Annotated in this window: 18 protein-coding genes; 5 read left to right on the forward strand and 13 right to left on the reverse strand. The window is 34.9% G+C overall.

Annotated features, from left to right (window positions below; translation table 11 throughout):
• Window positions 1–13: 13 nt before the first annotated feature.
• Window positions 14–925: an AEC family transporter gene (locus BMX64_RS00335; RefSeq protein ID WP_091164528.1), complete on the reverse strand. Its 912-nt coding sequence runs from the start codon at window positions 923–925 to the stop codon at window positions 14–16.
• A 166-nt stretch (window positions 926–1,091) separates the two neighbouring features.
• Here BMX64_RS00335 and meaB point away from each other — a divergent pair, with 166 nt between their 5' ends.
• The gene (meaB, locus tag BMX64_RS00340; protein ID WP_091164531.1) at window positions 1,092–2,180 is read left to right on the forward strand and encodes a methylmalonyl Co-A mutase-associated GTPase MeaB; all 1,089 of its coding nucleotides are present in this window, start codon (window positions 1,092–1,094) and stop codon (window positions 2,178–2,180) included.
• Between the two features lie 3 nt (window positions 2,181–2,183).
• Here the strand turns inward: meaB and BMX64_RS00345 are convergent, their stop codons facing one another.
• Both BMX64_RS00345 and BMX64_RS00350 read right to left on the reverse strand, forming a co-directional pair.
• On the reverse strand, window positions 2,184–2,414 hold the full coding sequence (locus tag BMX64_RS00345; RefSeq protein ID WP_091164535.1) for a hypothetical protein: 231 nt from the start codon (window positions 2,412–2,414) through the stop codon (window positions 2,184–2,186).
• A gap of 28 nt (window positions 2,415–2,442) precedes the next feature.
• Window positions 2,443–3,825: an MATE family efflux transporter gene (locus BMX64_RS00350; RefSeq protein WP_091164538.1), complete on the reverse strand. Its 1,383-nt coding sequence runs from the start codon at window positions 3,823–3,825 to the stop codon at window positions 2,443–2,445.
• Between the two features lie 228 nt (window positions 3,826–4,053).
• Between BMX64_RS00350 and BMX64_RS00355 the strand changes: the two genes are divergently transcribed.
• On the forward strand, window positions 4,054–4,617 hold the full coding sequence (locus tag BMX64_RS00355; protein ID WP_091166503.1) for a hypothetical protein: 564 nt from the start codon (window positions 4,054–4,056) through the stop codon (window positions 4,615–4,617).
• 58 nt (window positions 4,618–4,675) lie between these two features.
• Here the strand turns inward: BMX64_RS00355 and BMX64_RS00360 are convergent, their stop codons facing one another.
• From BMX64_RS00360 to BMX64_RS00370, 3 genes are all read right to left on the reverse strand, one after another.
• Entirely contained in the window at window positions 4,676–6,448 is a 1,773-nt protein-coding gene (locus BMX64_RS00360) for a cytochrome-c peroxidase (RefSeq protein ID WP_091164542.1), read from the reverse strand.
• A gap of 93 nt (window positions 6,449–6,541) precedes the next feature.
• Window positions 6,542–7,990, reverse strand: coding sequence for a PhoX family protein (locus BMX64_RS00365; RefSeq protein WP_091164546.1), 1,449 nt, complete (start codon window positions 7,988–7,990; stop codon window positions 6,542–6,544).
• A gap of 186 nt (window positions 7,991–8,176) precedes the next feature.
• Window positions 8,177–9,058 (reverse strand): PPK2 family polyphosphate kinase, encoded by an 882-nt coding sequence (locus tag BMX64_RS00370; RefSeq protein WP_091164551.1) that lies wholly within the window; start codon window positions 9,056–9,058, stop codon window positions 8,177–8,179.
• A gap of 196 nt (window positions 9,059–9,254) precedes the next feature.
• Between BMX64_RS00370 and BMX64_RS00375 the strand changes: the two genes are divergently transcribed.
• Both BMX64_RS00375 and BMX64_RS00380 read left to right on the forward strand, forming a co-directional pair.
• A complete protein-coding gene (locus tag BMX64_RS00375; RefSeq protein WP_091164556.1) occupies window positions 9,255–10,091 on the forward strand; it encodes a DUF6929 family protein in 837 nt (278 codons plus the stop codon).
• Window positions 10,092–10,219: 128 nt separating this feature from the next.
• Window positions 10,220–10,936 (forward strand): 3-ketoacyl-ACP reductase, encoded by a 717-nt coding sequence (locus tag BMX64_RS00380; RefSeq protein ID WP_091164559.1) that lies wholly within the window; start codon window positions 10,220–10,222, stop codon window positions 10,934–10,936.
• A gap of 233 nt (window positions 10,937–11,169) precedes the next feature.
• Here BMX64_RS00380 and mtaB read toward each other — a convergent pair whose 3' ends face one another.
• Complete coding sequence (mtaB, locus tag BMX64_RS00385; protein ID WP_091164562.1) at window positions 11,170–12,498, reverse strand: tRNA (N(6)-L-threonylcarbamoyladenosine(37)-C(2))-methylthiotransferase MtaB; 1,329 nt, start codon at window positions 12,496–12,498, stop codon at window positions 11,170–11,172.
• 290 nt (window positions 12,499–12,788) lie between these two features.
• On the opposite strand from mtaB, the gene BMX64_RS00390 reads away from it, so the two are divergent.
• Complete coding sequence (locus BMX64_RS00390) at window positions 12,789–14,822, forward strand: S9 family peptidase (RefSeq protein WP_091164566.1); 2,034 nt, start codon at window positions 12,789–12,791, stop codon at window positions 14,820–14,822.
• Window positions 14,823–14,938: 116 nt separating this feature from the next.
• Here the strand turns inward: BMX64_RS00390 and BMX64_RS00395 are convergent, their stop codons facing one another.
• The 6 genes from BMX64_RS00395 to BMX64_RS00420 form a co-directional block, all read right to left on the reverse strand.
• On the reverse strand, window positions 14,939–15,742 hold the full coding sequence (locus tag BMX64_RS00395) for a Cof-type HAD-IIB family hydrolase (RefSeq protein WP_091164570.1): 804 nt from the start codon (window positions 15,740–15,742) through the stop codon (window positions 14,939–14,941).
• A gap of 21 nt (window positions 15,743–15,763) precedes the next feature.
• The gene (locus BMX64_RS00400; RefSeq protein ID WP_091164573.1) at window positions 15,764–15,982 is read right to left on the reverse strand and encodes a putative signal transducing protein; all 219 of its coding nucleotides are present in this window, start codon (window positions 15,980–15,982) and stop codon (window positions 15,764–15,766) included.
• Between the two features lie 20 nt (window positions 15,983–16,002).
• Window positions 16,003–16,719, reverse strand: a complete 717-nt coding sequence (locus BMX64_RS00405; RefSeq protein WP_091164577.1) for a DEAD/DEAH box helicase — start codon at window positions 16,717–16,719, stop codon at window positions 16,003–16,005.
• An 86-nt stretch (window positions 16,720–16,805) separates the two neighbouring features.
• On the reverse strand, window positions 16,806–17,969 hold the full coding sequence (locus BMX64_RS00410; protein WP_091164581.1) for a sigma-54-dependent transcriptional regulator: 1,164 nt from the start codon (window positions 17,967–17,969) through the stop codon (window positions 16,806–16,808).
• A 73-nt stretch (window positions 17,970–18,042) separates the two neighbouring features.
• A complete protein-coding gene (locus BMX64_RS00415) occupies window positions 18,043–19,359 on the reverse strand; it encodes an ABC transporter permease (RefSeq protein WP_091164584.1) in 1,317 nt (438 codons plus the stop codon).
• Window positions 19,360–19,445: 86 nt separating this feature from the next.
• Window positions 19,446–20,366, reverse strand: a complete 921-nt coding sequence (locus BMX64_RS00420) for an ABC transporter ATP-binding protein (RefSeq protein WP_091164588.1) — start codon at window positions 20,364–20,366, stop codon at window positions 19,446–19,448.
• Between the last annotated feature and the right edge of the window lie 118 nt (window positions 20,367–20,484).

The following is a 20,484-nucleotide window of genomic DNA, read 5'->3' on the forward strand; positions in this document are numbered from 1 at the left end:
CAGCATTTAAAAATCAAACATACTGAACCACAAAATACCAAAACAACAAGGTGATAAACGATAATGGAATTCCAAAACCAATCATCATACTACTTAAACGGGGTTTTAAACCATGTGTGGACGCTAAAATACAAGCCGTTATCATAGGCGCCATTGCTGACTCCATTATAGCAACTTGAATAACTTTAGAATGCTGTTGCAAAATTAAGACATACAACACGTAAATGAGAGCCGGAGTTAATATTAATTTATACAAAAGTCCGAGTCCTAAAAATTTCCAATGCTGGCTTTTACGTTCAAAACGTAGTTGCAAACCAACAGAAAGTAAAGCCAAAGGTGTTACTCCACTTCCCATTTTTTGAAAGAAAAGCTGAGCATATTCATGGAAATCCACATTCATTACATTCATCAAACAGGCAATTAAAAAAGTTATAAATGGCGGAAAGAGAAGAATTTTTTTAGCGATTTGAAAACCATTTGGATTGCCACTGGAATATAAAGTTGCCACTAAAATCCCTAAGGTAGAAAGCACTACAAAAGAACCGGGTTGATCGACCAGAATAGCCGTTTTCAAACCTTCTTCCCCATATAATGCTTCAATTATTGGGAAACCTAAAAAGGAAGTATTTCCTAAACCTGCCGTTAAAATTAAACAACCTATAAGTTTTTTAGACCACCCGAATTTGCTACCTAAAAAACTAAAAAATAAATAGGAAACAACGAATCCAATCCAAGCAACACCAATTGGAAATAGCAATTCATTACTCCATTTTATTTTTGGAATATAATACAAGGCCAAAGCTGGAAGACAGATGTAAATAACAATCTTGTTTAACAGCTTGTAAATAGTTACGGGAAACCCTTTTATATTTTGGAATACAATGCCTAGGAATAAAAAAACAAAGATTAGGATAAAGTTGGTCATAATACAGCAAAGATATTGACTAATGAGAAATAAAATGAATTCAAAAAAATAAAATTTGTGATATATCGTCAACAAAAGAGGAACCATCAAAATGAAATGACATTTTAAGAGAATGACCGTCTATTCAAGATAGTTTTTATTATTTTTACTATTCTAAAAAATAGTTTTGCCAAATAAAAAATACCATCCAAGCGCCTTAAACGAAAAACCCGGAATTTCTGCTCCAGAAATTATCAGCGCAGTTGCTGTTGGGCATATTCAGCAATTTAGAAAAATACAACCTTCGGCAAAAGAACTCGTTGAAGGAATTTTAGACGAAAATATTACTGCACTGAGTCGTGCGATTACTTTGGTCGAAAGTACGAATGTCAATCATTTGGCTAAAGCCAATGAAGTGATAAATGCCTGTTTGCCTTATGCCAATAAATCCGTGAGAATAGGAATCACCGGTGTTCCAGGCGTTGGAAAAAGCACCTTCATTGAAGCTTTTGGAAAATACTTGACCGGTTTAGGAAAAAAAGTAGCCGTACTTGCCGTTGATCCCAGCAGCACGATTTCGCATGGAAGTATTTTGGGTGATAAAACCCGAATGGAAGAATTAGTGAAAGATAAAAATGCTTTTATACGACCATCCGCTTCAGGAGAAACATTAGGTGGTGTAGCGAGAAAAACCCGTGAAACTATTACGCTTTGTGAGGCTGCCGGTTTTGATACCATCATCATAGAAACCGTTGGCGTAGGTCAAAGTGAAACTGCCGTTCACAGCATGGTTGATTTTTTTCTTTTATTAAAAATTTCTGGTGCTGGCGATGAATTGCAAGGTATCAAACGCGGAATCATGGAAATGGCGGATGCTATTGTCATCAACAAAGCCGATGGTGATAATATCAAAAGAGCCAATCTTGCCAAACTGGAATTCAATAGAGCGTTGCATCTTTTTCCTGCCAAAAAATCAGGTTGGATACCAACAACCGCAGCCTGCAGCGCCATAACCCATGAAGGAATATCCGATGTTTGGGAAACCATTCAAAAATTCCTGGAGCTGACAAAAGGTAATAATTACTTTTTTGAAAAACGAAAAGAACAAAACCAATATTGGATGTTGGAGACTATCAACGAGCAATTGAAAACCAATTTTTACAGCAATCCGGAAATTCAAAAATCATTGGATTCAATCAAAAAAGCAGTGCAAAATGATGAAATTTCACCCTTTGCAGCCGCTCAAAAATTATTGGAAAAGTATTTTAAAAAATAAAAATTACTCTTTCTCGTAGCGTTCCATTTCACGATCGTAAAACTCATTGGCAAGAACAATTAATCCTTCCATTTCAGCATTTAATTCTGCCTCGTCAAGGTCTTCAGCTTCTTCGATAAACTCTACTTCATCATCTTTAAGATTGATGATAAATCTTGGGTAATCAAGGTGTATGATGAAAATATCTTCGGGAAAATCAGTATTATCGCCTAGTAAAAATTTTGGTAATTCCATGAATTTAATATTTAAGTAATTTATTATTTTATTTATTCTCGTTTTGCACCACCAACTTTCTTGTCAATCTCGCAAAGCGAATATACAAAAATAAAGCGGCAGCCGTTAATCCTGCCAGAAGTCCGATCCAGATTCCCACAGCTTTCAGTTCCGTATATTTTCCTAAATAATAGGAAATAGGAAAACCAATAACCCAATAGGCCACAAAGGTAATGTACATAGGGATTTTCACATCTTGCAAACCACGTAAAGCTCCCAAAACCACAACTTGAATTCCATCCGATATTTGAAAAATAGCCGCAATCAATAGCAATTTTGAAGTGATTAGGATGATTTCTTCGTTATCCAACATTTGAGTCGAATCGCTCATATTCAAGAATAGATGCGGTAAAAAATTATGGAATACCACAAAGATTATCGCAAAGAAAGTTTCTAGAATAATCGCCAATAGAAAAATAGATCTTGCCACAACAATCAAATTTTTATAATCGTTCATTCCTTTGGTATGACTCACTCGGATCATTGCAGTAACACTTAAACCCATTGCAACCATAAAAGTAGAGGATGCCAGAATAAGTGCAATCTGATTGGCAGCCTGACTATTTTTTCCCAAAGAACCGGAAAGCCAAATGGCAGCCGTAAATAACGTTACCTCAAACAACATTTGCATTGCTGAAGGCAAACCAAGATTGATAATTTTTTTCAAAATTGATTTTCGGATTTCTTTGAAACTGAAATTCTTAAAATATTTTTTCAATGCCGAATTTCGTTTCATCAGATAATGCATAAAAACCACCATCATTATTCTAGACAATACCGTTCCCAATGCAGCACCCAGAATCCCTAATTTTGGAAAAATCCAAATTCCGTAAATCAGTACATAATTAAAGAAGATATGCACCACATTTGCCATAAAAATAGCATACATCGAATATTTTGTTTTGGCTAAACCATCTGCAAATTGTTTGTAACCCTGATACATAATCACTGGAATCAATGAAAACGCCACCCAGTCAATATATGGAGCGGCCATATCAGCAACTTCTTTGGGTTGGTGCATCAAATACATAATTTGTTTAGAGAGCACTGTCAGAATAAATAATGCAACTCCTAAAACCGTACATAAAAGCAATCCGTGGTGAAAAGTAGTGCGGATTTTTTGATCGTCTTTTTCAGCATCAGCCTCAGCAACTAATGGCGTAATTGCCGTAGAAAACCCTATCCCTAATGATAAAGCTATGAATATAAAACTGTTGCCCAACGAAACCGCTGCCAACTCAGTAGAACCTAATTTGCCTACCATGAAATTATCAACGATTCCTATTAATGTATGTCCCAACATTCCCAAAATTACGGGATATGCTAATTTAATATTATAAGAAAACTCTTTGAAGTACTGAGATAAATTCACTTTATGTCTTTTTTTGAGCAAATATAATTAGAAGCTTTGAATTGTATCGATACAATTGAATATATAACATCCTTTTTTTATAATATTCCATATAAAAAGAAGTAATTCTATAACAAAACCAAGTAATTCTATAACATTCCAAGCGATTTCGAGCTATACATTTGTACCGTTGTTTTGTACCAATTACAATTCAAAATGACAAAAAAATTAATAATAAATATTACAATTATGAAAATCGCAGGAAAAATTAAAACAGGATTTGTATTAGCAATAGCAATGATGTTTGCTAACAATGTAGAAGCGCAAGAAACAACAAATGAAGCAACAAATTACGACCAAGGATTCCGTTTAGGTGTTGGTGCAAATGCAGGATATTCAGTTAATGATCCTTACAAATTATCACTTGGTGCAGATGTAAGAGGACAATATGATTTATCAAAAAGATACTCTTTGACGTTGACTACAGGTTACACTAATTTATTTGTAAGCAAAGCAGACGGTAAAGATTTAGGTATCATCCCAGCTAAAGCAGGTTTTAAAGCTTTCGTATGGAATGACCAATTTTACGTAATGGGAGAAGCTGGTGCAGCATTTGCAACAAGTAATGTAGAAAATACCAGAGATAAAACTTCTTTATTGTTATCTCCAAGTATAGGTTATGCTACTAAATACATAGATATTTCTTTGAACTATACACACTACAATCATTTTGATCGTTTGAACAACAACGGTTCTCTTGGTAGAGGAGTTGGGCAAGTAGGTGTTCGTTTAGCTTATGGTTTTGAACTATAAAACTGTTTTGAATTAGTTAAAAAAATGCGCTGAAATTCAGCGCATTTTTTGTTTACTATCAATAGTACTTTTTATCCGTCAATGTTTTCATAAAGGCGACAAGCTGTTTTTTTTCCAATTCTGTAAGGTTTAATTTGTCCTCAGGTAAAGTTTGATTCTGTAAATTAAACCCCAATCCATTTCCGCCGCCGTCATTGTAAAAATCAATTACTTCTTCCAGTGTTTTAAAAACACCATTGTGCATGTATGGAGCTGTCAATTCTACATTTCTTATGGTTGGTGTTTTGAAAGAATTTCGATGAATTTCAGCTTTCGTTAATTCAAATTTACCCAAATCAGCATCTAATTTTTTATGCTTATCAGGAACGCCCAGCACTTCACTTTCCGATTTCATAAAACTTGGTGGTACCGTTCCGTTTGTTAATGGAATAAAATGACAGGTAGCACATTTTGCCTTTCCGGTGAATAAATTAAAACCTGCAATTTCATCCAAATCAAACTTTTTCTCTCCGCGCATAAATCCATCAAACTTTGAATCATAATCACTCAATGACCTTATGTAGGATGCTAATGCATTCTTTATCCCAAATTCATCTATTTCTTTTTTAGGAAATGCCTTTTCGAACTTGGCAACATAACTTGCATCTTTTTTCAAAGCTACCACTGATTTTGCCAAAGAACCATGCATTTCATTTTCATTTGTAATTACCGCTACAGCTTGGTCCTCCAGATAATTGACTCTGGAGTCATAAAAGAAAACACGCTGAAATGCAATATGAGTAAGCGTAGGCGTATTTCTTTTTACCAAAGATTTACCGTCTAGTGAAATTGATTTCTCCAAACCATCCGTGAATGCTTTATCTGAATGATGACAGGAAGCACACGAACGAGAATTATCTCCTGATAAAACAGGATCATTGAACAGTAATTTACCTAATTCTATTTTTTCAGGCGTTGTTTCATAATCTGGAAATGCAGAGAAAGCTTCGGCATCAAAAGCGTTTTTATCAAAAAGTGTCTGCGAAGTTGTTTTTAATCCTCTTGTTTCTTTTATAAAAGGAATTTTCAAGCTGACTTGCGTTTTATACAGACCGATACTTAACGGATTGGCTATTTCTCGAATAAAAAAAGCGCGGTCAAATGCGTTAAAGTTGGTATTCTTTTTTAAATATTCCTTTCCTTTTTTTATCGTTTTTAAAACCTTCTGAAATGATTCATCGGTTGAATTATCCGCATAGATTTTATAATATTTCTCGATGCTTTCTAATGCTGATGCTGCTTCCGGAATAGATTTTTGAGCAATTGGGGAATCAAATCCGGTTATTCCCAAGGTTATGATTCTAAAAACTTCCAAACGCATGGCATCAAAAACGTGGGAATCTGTGAATTCATTTGTCTGTGACACTTTGTCCAATCGCTTTAAATTAGCAGATAGAATACCCATTTCTTTCAACAACTCCGCTTTTGACTTTGGATTATAAGTTGGAAAAATAAATTCTTCAATCACTTGAAATCCTTCGGGAGGCAAAGTCTTTCCATCATTTTCTTCAAATTCTGCCAAGGCTGGACCATTTATAGCTTTAGAGACAGCAGGAAAATAATATTCACTGATCGTTTCCAATTGTTTATAACTGCTGTGTGCCTTTAGAAATTGTTTCTGGAGCTGCACTGTTGAAGTATTCAGTTTTATTAAATTTTCCAGTTTAGAAACTTCATCTATTACTTTTAGAATATCTGATTTGAACATATTATTTACCTTTTCATGCCTAGGAATAGCATTTTGGCAAGAGACCAATACAATTAGAACCAATAAAATGAAACTGTTTTTCATGATAAATGCGAGTAACTTTAAAAAATTGTAAAAACAAAAACCACGATTCCTAATAAGAAACCGTGGATAATTGTATCTATATGATTGGGTTAATTATCGTGCTAATCCTTTGATTAAAACGATTTGACTTGCCTGGTCTTCATTTGGACGATTTGTTCCTCCATCGACACCTTTATATTTTGTCCCTCTCCAAGTATGAGGCTGAACACTCAATAAAAAGGCATCTTCGATTCCTAATTGTTCTGAAACATCAATCATTGCACCATATTCCCAGTCTCCTAATCCTGAAGTTCCGCCTACATTATACTTAGCCGCATCTGTAGCAGTACGACGGTGGTCTAACTCTACAACCACTTTCAATTGTTTTGTCGCCATGTTGTATTGATAGATGTAAGCATCATGCGTTTCATCACCATATCCATTTGCATCTTCCTGAACATAAACGTAGTTTTTTGTCACACAGATGTTATCCGGATTTTGAAATTTCCCTGCAATTCCGGTACGATCATCGCCATCAAGAATTACTTCAAGAGTACCAACCAAAGGATTACTTGCATCCAAATTCAATTTGTAAACTCTACCATATTTCGTTCTTGAAGCATCCGCATTGGATCCGGTTGTATTTTGTCCTGTAACATTAAAATAGATTTCTCTTGCTCCGGCATCCGTACCTTTTTTATAATCCAAATCCTCTACTCTTCCAAATTTGATTCCTTTCAATGTATTCACAGAGGCATTTATAGCCGCTCCTGTCATTGTAGTATGGTTCTCAATTTTTACAAAAGAAACACCGTACGTTTGATTGACAACCATATCTTTCTCTCTCTGATTGTTATCCGTTCTTTTCATCATGTACAAAGAGCCGTTAGTTAAATCCCCAACAGTGTTTGAAACATACATAAATACTTGACCACCATACGTTCCTGAATCATCATCTCCAATGACAACCACTGTTTTCCCTGCAAATGCAGACGCTTTTAATGGTAAAGCATTTTCAGCACTTATTCTTCCTAAAGCAGGTAATTCTTTAGAAACCGAAGCAGAAGCAACATCTCCAAAAGGATTTATGGCATGAGTACGCGATTCTTCACCAGATTCTCCACAAGTCAAATACAATGGGCCAAAACCGTGTTCAGCAACCGTAGCCATTGTAGCGCCACATAACCTCCAAGTTCCACCATTAGAATTCAACAAATATTCTCCTTTTGTAGGTTTGAATGTTTTGTCAAAAGTTACTCTTGATACCGCAAAATTGTCTTCGTGATTCACCAAAAAAGTAAAAGTACCATCAGCATTTTTCAATAATCCTGATCCATCTGCAGAACCTCCAAAAACAAAATTCGGACTTCCTGCCAAAACATCATCAGAAGCAATCAATGAAAAAAGCTCAAGGTTTTCAAAGCCCGTTTGCTTTTTCAATAACACCGGAGTCGCAGATTGATTCGCTAAAACAACACTCGTTGTTTCATTCGAAGATTTAGAATCATTCTCACATGAGATTAATGATGCTAAAAATAACATTGGTAAAATAATTCTTTTCATTTTGGTTGATTGTTTAAATTTTCAGCAAAGTAATACCGTGAATTTTAACCCTGAATGAATAGAATATTAAGAAAAAACCAACAATTTAGTTGGTTTTCAATTCAAAAAAACAATTAATTAACGTACCAACTTTTTAGTAATTACATAATGAATATAGCTTAACACAGAATGTAATAGCATTTTAATCTAATCCTCTTTCTTCAGCATCTGTTTATACATTTCGATATTCTCCCTGATTTTTCCATCCATTTCAGGCTCTTTAATATCAGTGTGTTTTTGCATTTCTTCCCAAATAATTTTGGCTACAATATAACGCGCCATTTCCTTATCATCAGCAGGAATGACATACCAAGGTGCATATTCTGAACTTGTATTGTTAATTGCTTCCTCGTAATAATGCATGTAATCATCCCAACGATCCCTTTCTTTCAAATCGCCTGTCGAGAATTTCCAATTGTGTTTTTGCTCTTCCAGTCGGCGTAACAAACGTTGCCTTTGCTCTTCCTTACTCATGTGCAAATAGAATTTCAACATAATCGTTCCGTTTTGGGTAATGTGCTTCTCAAAATTATTGATTTGCTGCATTCTATTTTCCCAAAACTGCGGCGTAATATCAGTTACAGTTTCAATACCAGGCAAATTTTCATTCATAATATATTCAAGATGCACTCTCGTAACCAAAACATTTTCATAATGCGATCTGTTAAAAACCGTAAATTTTCCTTTTTCTGGCAAAACCAAATAATGTCTCCACAAATAATCGTGTTCTAACTCACTTGAATTTGGCGTTTTAAAACTATGTACCACCACACCACGGGAGTTGAACTCTTTGAAAACTTCCCGAATCAAACTATCCTTTCCCGAGGTATCCATACCTTGCAAACAAATCAAAACGCCATAGCGATTATGCGCATACATCACATCCTGTATTTCACTCAATTTCAACTGCACTTTATCTAATTTATCTTCCTTTTCATCATCACTATTTCCGTTAAATAGGTTTGTAGGAATACTGGACAAATCAATTTTGCCAATCACTTTAAAATCGTCGGGGTTTATAGACTTCATAAGAAATATTTTATCTTTGTAAACTCAAATATAACAAATAATGAGGATTAATCCTGATGAATTTCAGGAGCATTTTCCAGCTATTCGTTGCAATCTTTCTAGTCCTGAACTTGTTTCAGGATCCTGAAACAAGTTCAGGACTAGAAAGGATTTCCACTAGTATCTGGGCTAGGCACTCGTTTACAAAACAAAAACAATGGAAAAATTCACACTCGAATTATTATTTCAAATTATCGGCATTGGTTCTGCATCCGGACTCATTTATAAAGACAATTCCCTACTGATTATTGGTGACAACAGCGGTTTTCTTTATGAATATATAATGGATTCCAAAAATTTAAAACGCCATCCATTACTGGAAAACCCAACAGAAAACACGCTAAAAAAAGACAAAGCTGATTTTGAAGCCATAACCCATTTTGGGGATCGTTTATATGTTTTTGGTTCCGGTTCCACCGAGAAAAGGAACAAAATGATACAAGTCAATTCTACTGATAAAAAGATAATCGCCACAAATGACCTCGCCGATTTGTATGCAGTCATGCAAAATTTTGGAGAAATAAAACCAGAAGATTTCAACCTCGAAGGAGCCATCTTTAATGGTGTAAGTTGGTTTTTATTGAATCGCGGTAACGGAAGTTCCAATAAAAATGTCCTTTTCACCATCGAAGGAAAAAACCTTACCAATGATTTCACTATTCTTTCAAACGCCTACAAACTCCCTAAAATAAAAGGAGTGCGCAGTAGTTTTACGGATGCTATTTTAGTTGACAATAGCATTTATTTTTTGGCGACAGCCGAAGATACCGAATCTACATATGATGATGGCGAAGTTTTAGGAAGTCTTATTGGGCGCATCGACCTAAAAACCATGAAAATCGATTTCACCCAAAAAATTAGCAGCACCCATAAATTCGAAGGATTGACTTTGTACGCCAATTCAAAAGAAAAAATCGAGTTCCTACTTTGTGAAGACAAAGACACCGAAGTTTTAGAAACAGATATTTACAAATTAACTTTGGACAAAAAATAATGTTCATTTCAGTCAAAATAACAGAACGTTAAATTTAGATTAAATAGAAAATCAAAATAGATTTCAACTGTAAAACGTACTACTTTTACAGTAAACTAAGCCTTTATTGGCCTAAAATAATATACAAAATGACAGATTTAAAAAATAAAAATGCCCTAATCACTGGCGCAGGAAAAGGAATTGGAAAAGCAATCGCTTTGGCCTTAGCCAAAGAAGGTGTAAATGTAATTTTGGTTGCCAGAACACAGGACGAAATAGACAGTGTAGCAGCCAAAATGCGTTCATTAAGAGTAAAAGCACTGGCAATAACCGCTGATGTAGCTGATATTAATTCAGTAAACGCTGCCGTTTCTAAAGCATTAGCCGAATTTGGAACCATTGATATTTTAATCAACAATGCTGGAATAGCCGCTTTTGGAAAATTCTTAGAATTAGAACCGACCAATTGGGAGCGCATCATTCAGGTAAACTTAATGGGAACCTATTATGTGACTCGCGCCGTTTTGCCAAATATGATTGAAAGACAAACTGGTGATATCATCAACATTTCTTCAACAGCCGGATTAAGCGGAAATGCGTTAACGAGTGCTTATAGTGCGTCTAAATTTGCTGTTTTAGGATTAACGGAATCATTGATGCAGGAAGTTCGTAAACATAATATTCGCGTGACGGCTTTAACGCCAAGCACTGTTGCGACAGACATGGCCAAAGAATTAAAACTGACCGATGGCAATCCTGAAAAAGTAATGCAAGCCGAAGACATGGCTGAATTAATCATCGCTCAACTGAAACTAAACCGACGCGTTTTCATTAAGAACAGTAGTATCTGGTCTACGAATCCTTAAAAATTTTCAACCATATAAGTCATGTAAGTTTTAACCATTAAGGCATTTAAGCTTAAAATATAAAACCATTAAGAAATTAAGTTTCATTAAGTCTCACGCTTAATTTTCTTAATCTCTTAATGGTTTAAAACTTTCGAGTCACTTATTTAAATATCACTCTTAATCTTTTAATCTCTTTGTTTGTTAAATCCCTGGTTAGTTCTAAAAACTTAAATGACTTATATGTTTAAAAACTAAACCATACTCGTAACAAAATCCATTCGTACGCTTCCGTCCTCATCAATTTTAGTCAAATTAATATCATACAACGTATTTACTAATTCTGGATTCCAAGGTGTTTTTACTTTCACATAATTTTCAGTAAACCCGTGAATATAGCCTTCTTTATTTTCACTTTCAAACAAAACAGTTCTATTAGTTCCTAATTGGCTTTCGTAAAAAGCACGACGTTTTTTAACGGATAGACTGCGTAACATCTTACTTCGTTTGGCACGAACATTAGCAGGAACAACTCCTTCCATTGCAGCGGCTTCAGTATTATCTCGTTCTGAATACGTGAAAACATGCAAATAGGAAATATCCATTTCATTCAAGAAATGATACGTTTCTAGGAAATGCTCGTCGGTTTCGCCGGGAAATCCAACAATCACATCCACGCCAATACATGCGTGAGGCATTACTTCCCGAATTTTATTTACTCTTTCGGTATATACTTCACGTTGATAACGACGTTTCATCAACTTTAGAATATCGTTGCTTCCCGATTGCAACGGAATGTGAAAATGCGGTACAAACGTTCTGCTTTTCGATACAAATTCAATCGTTTCGTTTTTCAACAAATTCGGTTCAATAGACGAAATTCGCAATCTTTCAATGCCTTCTACTGTATCTAAAGCTTGGACTAATTCTAAGAAAGTATGTTCGTGTTTTTTATTTCCAAATTCGCCCTTTCCGTAATCCCCAATATTTACACCGGTAAGAACAATTTCTTTGATATTTTGTTTTGAAATTTCTGAAGCATTTTTCAATACATTTTCCAATTCATCACTTCTCGAAATCCCTCTTGCTAATGGAATAGTACAGTAGGTACATTTGTAATCACAACCATCTTGTACTTTCAAGAAAGCTCGGGTTCTGTCTCCTATCGAAAAACTCCCCACATAAAAATCAGCTTCGGCAATTTCGCAGGAATGCACTTCACCAAAATCATTTTTAGACAAATCATTGATATAATCGGCCAATTTGAATTTTTCAGTTGCACCAAGAACTAAATCCACTCCATCTACACTCGCTAATTCTTCCGGCTTCAATTGCGCATAACAACCCACCGCCGCGACAAAGGCTTTGTCATTCAATTTCATTGCTTTTCGTACAACTTGCTTGAACTGCTTATCTGCATTTTCAGTAACTGAACAGGTATTAATCACATACATATCAGCAACTTCCTCAAAATCTACCCGATCAAAACCTTCGTCCTGTAAATTACGTGCAATCGTAGAGGTTTCTGAAAAATTCAGTTTGCAACCCAGCGTATAAAAAGCAACTTTTTTTCTATTTTCCATAAATAAGCTCAATTAATGAAATCGTTGTCAAAAAATTGAGTGCACAAATTTACGAACTAAAATTAAATAATCATTGATGTCTGCAAGAAATTCCGTTTACAACCAAACACATAAAAAGCAATTTTTACGTATTTTTATATATTGAAAATCAAACACTTAAAAAAATTTGATATATATTTACAAAGACGGAAGGAAAGTTTATAAAGAAAACCCAAGAAAAAAAAGATAAAGTTTTGTAACTTTTTTCTGCAATCAATAACTAATCTTAAAACCATTTAAAACTTTATTTTATGAAAAAAACCATTCTACATCTTGCACTATTTATTTTAACGGTTAATGTTGCAGTTGCTCAGACAAAAACCAACAAAACCGAAACTCCAATTTTGGACCGAGAGTTGTTTTTTGGAAATCCAGAAATTACTGGAGGGCAATTAAGTCCCGACGGAAAATTTATTTCTTTTATGAAGGAATATGAGGGAATAATGAATATTTGGGTCAAAAAAATTGACGAACCGTTTGAAAAAGCTAGACCACTAACTAACAGTAAACGTCCGATGCAAGGCTATTTCTGGTCATACGATGGCAAATATATCTTGTATATTAAAGATGAGAATGGGGATGAAAACATAAATATCTTTGCCGTTGACCCGATAGCATCAGCAGAAGCAAATAAAGTTCCTGTTTCCAGAAATCTAACCCCTCTAAAAGGAATTGCGGCAAGAATAAATTTGGTCAGCAAGAAAAATCCTGATTTGATGATGGTATCATTAAATGAAAGAGACAAGGCTTGGCACGATTTGTACCAACTTAAAATTTCTACGGGCGAACTTACTAAAATATATGAAAACAAGGAAAGAGTTACCGGTTTTACCTTTGATTGGGATGAAAACCTGAGGGTTCTTTCTAAAACTGATGATAAAGGAACTACCACAGCATATAAAAAAGAAGGAGATAAACTAACTCCAATTTATGAAACATCAGTAACAGAGCAAGCTTATATTGCCAGCTGGACACCAGACAACAAACAAGCCTATTTTGTTAGCAATAAAGGAGATTTAAATCTATCTACTTTGCTTTTAATGGATTTAGGAACTCAAAAAATCACCAAAATAGAAAGCGACCCAAAAAACAAAGTTGATTTTGGTGGGCTTTCCACAAGCGATATAACACACAAAATTATTTTCACTTCTTATACGGATGATAAAACCACCTACTACTGGAAAGATAAAAACTGGGAATCTAGTTACAAGTTTTTACAATCGAAATTCCCGGGGAGAGAAGTAAGTTTTCAAAGTTTAACAAAAGATGAAAAGAAATTATTGGTAACAATTTCTGGAGATAAGTATGCTGCAGAAGTATATTTTTTCAATATCGACACCAAAGAATTGCTTTTGCAATATGTATCAAGACCAGCTTTAAAAAAGGTAGAGCAGTATTTAGCAGCAATGACACCTATAAAATATAAAAGTAGTGATGGTTTAGAAATTTCAGGATACTTAACGTTTCCTGTAGGTTCAAACGGCAAAAATTTACCCGTGATAATGCTAATTCACGGAGGACCAAAAGGACCAAGAGACAATTGGGGCTACAATTCAACTGCCCAATTTTTGGCAAATAGAGGTTATGCGGTTTTGCAACCTAATTTTAGGGCAAGCGGTGGTTACGGAAAAAAATTCCTGAACGCCGGTGATTTGCAATGGGGAAAATTGATGCAAGACGATATTACTTGGGGTGTAAAATATTTAATTGCTCAAGGAATTGCCAATAAAGATAAAGTTGCCATTATGGGCGGTAGTTATGGTGGTTATGCAACTTTGGCAGGACTAGCTTTTACTCCAGACTTGTATGCTTGTGGTGTTGATATTGTTGGTCCAAGTAATCTTTTTACTTTAATAGAATCCATTCCGGCTTATTGGGAAGCTGCAAGAGCTTCATTATATGGAATGGTTGGTGATCCAAAGACGGAAGAAGGTAAAAAAAGAATGCAAGAAGCAAGTCCATTGTTTAGTGCCGATAAAATTGTAAAACCTCTATTGATAATTCAAGGTGCAAACGACCCTAGAGTTAAAAAAGCCGAAGCTGATCAAATTGTTGTTGCTTTGAGAGAAAAAGGAAAACAAGTTTCATACCTGCTGGCTGATGACGAAGGTCACGGTTTTAGAAAACCTGTCAACAGCATGGCTATGTATGCTGAAACAGAAAAATTCTTGGCGGGAATTCTTGGTGGAAAATACCAACAAGATATGCCAGAAAATATAGCCAAACGTTTAAAAGAAATAACTGTTGATATCAATATGGTAACGTACGAATCTAAAAAGGAATAATTTTTTTTAAATTAATCAGCGAGAAGGAGTTGTTTTTTTTTCAACTCCTTCTTGTTTTTTTAACCTGGCAAACCTAACTGCATGCGTTTAAAATCCGCTCTTTAGAATGAGGATTTTTAGTTCAAGATAAATCGTCTCACCACCTCAGCAACTCCATGATCATTATTTGAGGCCACAACAACATCTCCTTTATCTCTCAATTCCGGATCTACATTATCAACCCAAACACCCAATCCGGCATATTCAATCATGGTTAAATCATTTCCTGCATTTCCTACAGCAATAATTTCACTTTGGTGTATATTTAGCTTTTCAGCCAAAAATTTCACACTTGCTGCCTTATCGATTCCGTTTTGAGCAACTTCAAGAAAAAAGGGCTTTGACATGCTGACACTAAGATGTGGCATTGCTGCTTTCAAGTCTTTTTCTACTTCTTTTAAATAACTTGGTTCTTCTAATAAAATACATTTCACAGCTGAAGACTGAACTTCCTCTTTAAAACTTACCACTTTATTATGTTCTAAACCCGTAATATTTTTTTCGATTTCAATATATTCAGAATCTGTTTCACTTACAATTTTCCCATTAACGTAAGTAATAATGTGTGTCTTACTTTTCAAACTGTAATCATACAATTCATGTATTTGTCCTTGGGTTAACGTTTGCTCAAAAATGACTTTATCTTCTTTTAAATCTGTAATGACAGCTCCGTTAAAAGATAACATATAGGAATTATTGAGATCCAATTCTAATTCTTTTGCAAAAGCTGTCATGGCTAATGTGGGTCTGCCAGAAGCTAAAACAACATAGACTCCCAATTCCTGAGCCTTAAACAGCATTTCTTTATTTTCTTTTGAAATTTTATGGTCATCGTTCAACAAAGTATCATCCATGTCCAAAACCAACATTTTATATTTCATTCTGTTTTTTTTACGAATCTTTTAAATACTCATTCTGAATTCTTCAATAACTGGATTCGCTTTAGAAAACTCCGTTTCCTGAATAAATAATTCCACAGCTTGTCCTAATTCTCCAAATCCTCCCAATCGAGCTGATTGTATATTATTTTTCAAAACAGTATCTACCCCAATTGCTTCAATTCTCTCTTGTAACGCCAAAGCTAAAATTTCACTTCCCGAAAACACTTTCATTAATCCCATCTTTTCTTTATTTTTTATAATTACTTATTATCGTTTTCTTCATCCCCTTCCAGCTCCTCAAAATCATCTCCGGCTTTAGGTTCAAAATTTTCTTCTTCCTCAAAATCCTCTTCATCATCTTCATCATCTTCAAAATCGAATTCAAAAGGCTCCACTAGCATTTTTTCAGCAAGGACTTCGATCCGTTCTGTGAATTGTTCCGAAAAAATAATACGTTGGGTTTTGACAATGCTATTCGAAATACGCATGATTTTTGTCTCATGACGCAATTTCAAAATTGGATCAGCATCATCCAAAATAAACATTTTCAATCGGTTTACGTTAAAACCAGCCGTAGTAAACATTTCACTTAACTTATTTGGAGTCCCAATCAAAACATCAATTCCGCTGGAAATATAATTTTTATCGTATTCCATGTCGCCTTTGTCATGGACACCATAGACTTCTAAATTAGAATTCTTTCCGTATTTTTCAAAAAGCGATTCCATTTCCAATACTTTCGCTTTGTCTTCGACAATAACCAAAGCCCTTGGCGATTCTTCGGTTGCGCCTGCCAATCTCTGAATTACATTTAGCACAATTGTCGTTGATTTCCCGCTTCCTTTTGGTGCAATAATAATACAATCCGAACCACTTTTCAGTGTCGAAAATGTTTCTTTTTGCATCGCATTGGCTTCAGTCAAACCGTTTTCAATTAAGGCTTGTTGTAACTCTTCGTTTATTTTTTTTAGTTTCATTTATTTTAGATTGAAAGATTTAATTATTTAAAAATTAAAAGATTACCTCACTAACTTTTAAATTATTCAATCTTTAAATTATTTAATTATTTCGATGCAAATAACTTCACATCATTTTCGGAAATTTCGCTTCCGCCAAGGATAATCAAGCGTTCTACTACATTTCGCAATTCACGGATATTTCCTGTCCAATCGTATTCCTTTAACAAATTAATCGCTGCTGAAGAGAATTTTTTTACTGCATTACCTTGCTCTGAAGCAATTTTATCTGCAAAATGTGAAATTAACATCGGGATGTCTTCTCGCCTATCATTCAATGATGGAACTTTAATCAAAATTACAGCCAAACGATGGTATAAATCTTCCCTGAAACGCCCTTCTGCAATTTCTTTATTCAAATCTTTATTAGTAGCCGCAACCACACGAACATCAACTTTGATGTCCTTATCCGCTCCCACTCTGGTAATCATACTTTCTTGTAAAGCACGCAATACTTTGGCTTGTGCCGAAAGACTCATATCCCCAATTTCATCCAAGAATATAGTTCCTTTATCAGCTGCTTCAAATTTTCCTGCACGGTCTTTTACAGCCGAAGTAAACGCTCCTTTTACATGACCAAATAATTCGCTTTCTATCAGCTCAGACGGAATAGCAGCACAATTCACTTCGATTAAAGGGAAATTAGCTCTTTCACTTTTTTCATGTAATTGGTGCGCAACCAATTCTTTTCCGGTTCCGTTTGGTCCGGTAATTAAAACTCTGGCTTCGGTTTGTGCTACTTTTTCAATCATTACTTTAATGTGATTGATTGCTTCGCTTTCGCCAATCATTTCGTAGTTTTTACTGACTTTTTTCTTTAGAATTTTGTTTTCAACTACAAGTTGTTTTTTGTCTAAAGCATTTCGAACCGTATTCAATAAACGGTTTAAATCCGGTGGTTTTGAGATGTAATCAAACGCTCCCAGCCGCATCGTATTGATAGCTGTTTCCATGTCGCCATGACCGGAAATCATTACCATAGGAATTTCAGGTTTGATTTTTTTGACGGCTTCCAAAACTTCGACACCATCCATTTTTGGCATTTTAATATCGCACAAAACCAAATCGTAATCGTTATTTTTTATTTTTTCAAATCCTGCAGCACCATCTTCAGCTTCTTCCACTTGATAAGTGTCGTTTTCTTCAGAGAGTATCTTTGTAAGTACTCTTCGAATTGCAGCTTCGTCTTCAATGATTAGTATTTTTGACATATTTTTTGATTCGATTATTTGTTCATTCGGTTAGTCGGTTAAACAAATAACCAAATCCACGAATTAACTTCTATTAATATTTTAACCAGCGGTACATTTCACTCCACGTTGGTTTTTTGCCGTACATGAGTATTCCTATTCGGTATATTTTTGCGGCAAACCAAACGACGCAAAAGAAGGTTCCAAATAATAACGTTACTGATATTGCAATTTGCCACAAAGGTACGCCAAACGGAATTCGCATCAGCATAACGATTGGTGAGGTGAGTGGAATCATTGAAAAAACGACTGCAATTGTCCCGTGTGGATCATTGATAACAGTAAAAAATCCGACGTAAACGCTCAACATTAATGGCATGATGATAGGCAAAAGAAACTGCTGTGAATCCGTTTGATTGTCGACTGCAGCTCCAATTGCCGCGTAAAATGAACTGTACAGAAAATAACCACCAATGAAATAAATCACAAATCCAACAAGGATACTTGCAATGGGTAAATTCCATAATTCCTTGATATACATTTGGGCAGTTCCAGTCATTTCTTGCTGTGCAGAATGCATCAATTCAGGAGAAACGCTGGCTGTTGGTTCCACATTTACGCCAAAAAATACGGAGGCTGCAAACATTAATGACATTCCGATTATTGCCCAAATAAAGAATTGCAGTAATCCTGCTAATGAAGTTCCTATGATTTTCCCCATCATTAATTGAAATGGTTTGACCGAGGAAATTATAATTTCTACTATTCGGCTAGTTTTTTCTTCGATGACGCTTCGCATCACCATGTTTCCGTAGATGATGATGAACATCATTATAAGATATCCAAATGCACCACCAATCCCAATTTTAATTTCGTTAAGTCCTTTGACGCTTTCTTCACCAGATGCTTTTGTCAAGCTGATATTCACTTTTGACTGGGCATTTTTAATAGCCAGTGTATCTAAATGTGCTTTTTCTAAATTATTCTTGGTCAGTTTACTTGCTATTACATCCTGAACATTTTCAATGAATGAAATACTGGGACTACTGTTTGAAATAAATTGGATTTTACTTTCGAAATCCTTAGAATTACTCGCTTTTGGAATGTACAACAATCCTTCGTAACTTTCATTTGTGATACTGTCTTTGAGAAATTTTAAATCTATTACAGACAAATCAAGGTATTTGTACGCTTTGTCTTTATTTTTTTGTGATGTAAATTCCTTCACAAACATACCCGATTCGTCATGAATAGCAATTCGTTTGGTATCTGCTTTCATGGAACTTAAATACGCTACAAAAACGGCTATTCCCACAAATAGTAACGGACTTAAAAAAGTCATAACAATAAAAGATTTATTGCGCACTTTGGCAATAAACTCTCTTTTTATAATTAATGATACTATAGACATTTTAGATTGTTAGATTGTTAGACATTTTAGACTGTTAGAATTATAAACTTTTAGATTTTCTAAAAATCTAAGAAGTCTAAGAAAGTCTATTGTGTTACTGTTTGTATAAAAATATCATTGACACTTGGTATTTTTTCTACAAAGTGCGTTACCTGACCGCATTGTGTGAGGATATTCAATAACTCATTTGGTGTGGCATTCCCGAGTTGAATTTCCAGTTTTAATTCGTTGTTCAGTGATTTAAAATGAGCTGGACCAACGGTAAATTTCTGCGTAATAGCATACATCAACCCTTCTACATTCTCGGATAAAATACCCACTTCAAAACTATTTGTTTTAAATTGTCTTTTTACATCATCCAGTTTTCCTTCAATAAGTTTATTGGATTTATGAATCAAAGCGATATGATCACATAATTCTTCGACGCTTTCCATGCGGTGTGTCGAAAAAATTATGGTAGCTCCCTCTTCTCGCAACGCCAGAATTTCATCTTTGATAATATTGGCATTTACGGGATCAAAACCAGAAAAAGGTTCATCAAAAATCAACAGTTTAGGCTTGTGCAAAACGCAAACTACAAACTGAATTTTTTGGGCCATTCCTTTAGAAAGCTCTTGGATTTTCTTATTCCACCAGCCTTGAATTTCTAATCTATCGAACCAATACTCCAGTTGTTTTTTGGCTTCAGCCTTAGAAAGCCCTTTCATTTGAGCCAAATACAAGCATTGTTCCCCTACTTTCATAGTATTGTACAATCCTCTTTCTTCCGGTAAATAGCCTATATATTGAACGTGTTTGGGTTGCAGTTTTTCACCATCCAAAATAATTTCACCGCTGTCAGGCAATGTAATTTGGTTTATAATTCGGATAAGTGATGTTTTTCCGGCTCCATTTGGACCTAAAAGCCCGTAAATACTTCCTTTTGGGACAGTTAATGAAACCTCGTTAAGCGCCACATAATCACCGTATTGCTTGACAACTTTATTCACTTCAAGAATGTTATTCATGCTTATTTTTTAGTTGGTGTAAAAGTAAATAATTAGTATCGAAATACTTAGAATAGTTACATAAAAAACCCATCCTTATTTTAACAAGGATGGGTAAATATTTTTTTTTAACAGCATC

The organism is Flavobacterium sinopsychrotolerans (genome assembly GCF_900110375.1).
Taxonomy (GTDB): domain Bacteria; phylum Bacteroidota; class Bacteroidia; order Flavobacteriales; family Flavobacteriaceae; genus Flavobacterium; species Flavobacterium sinopsychrotolerans.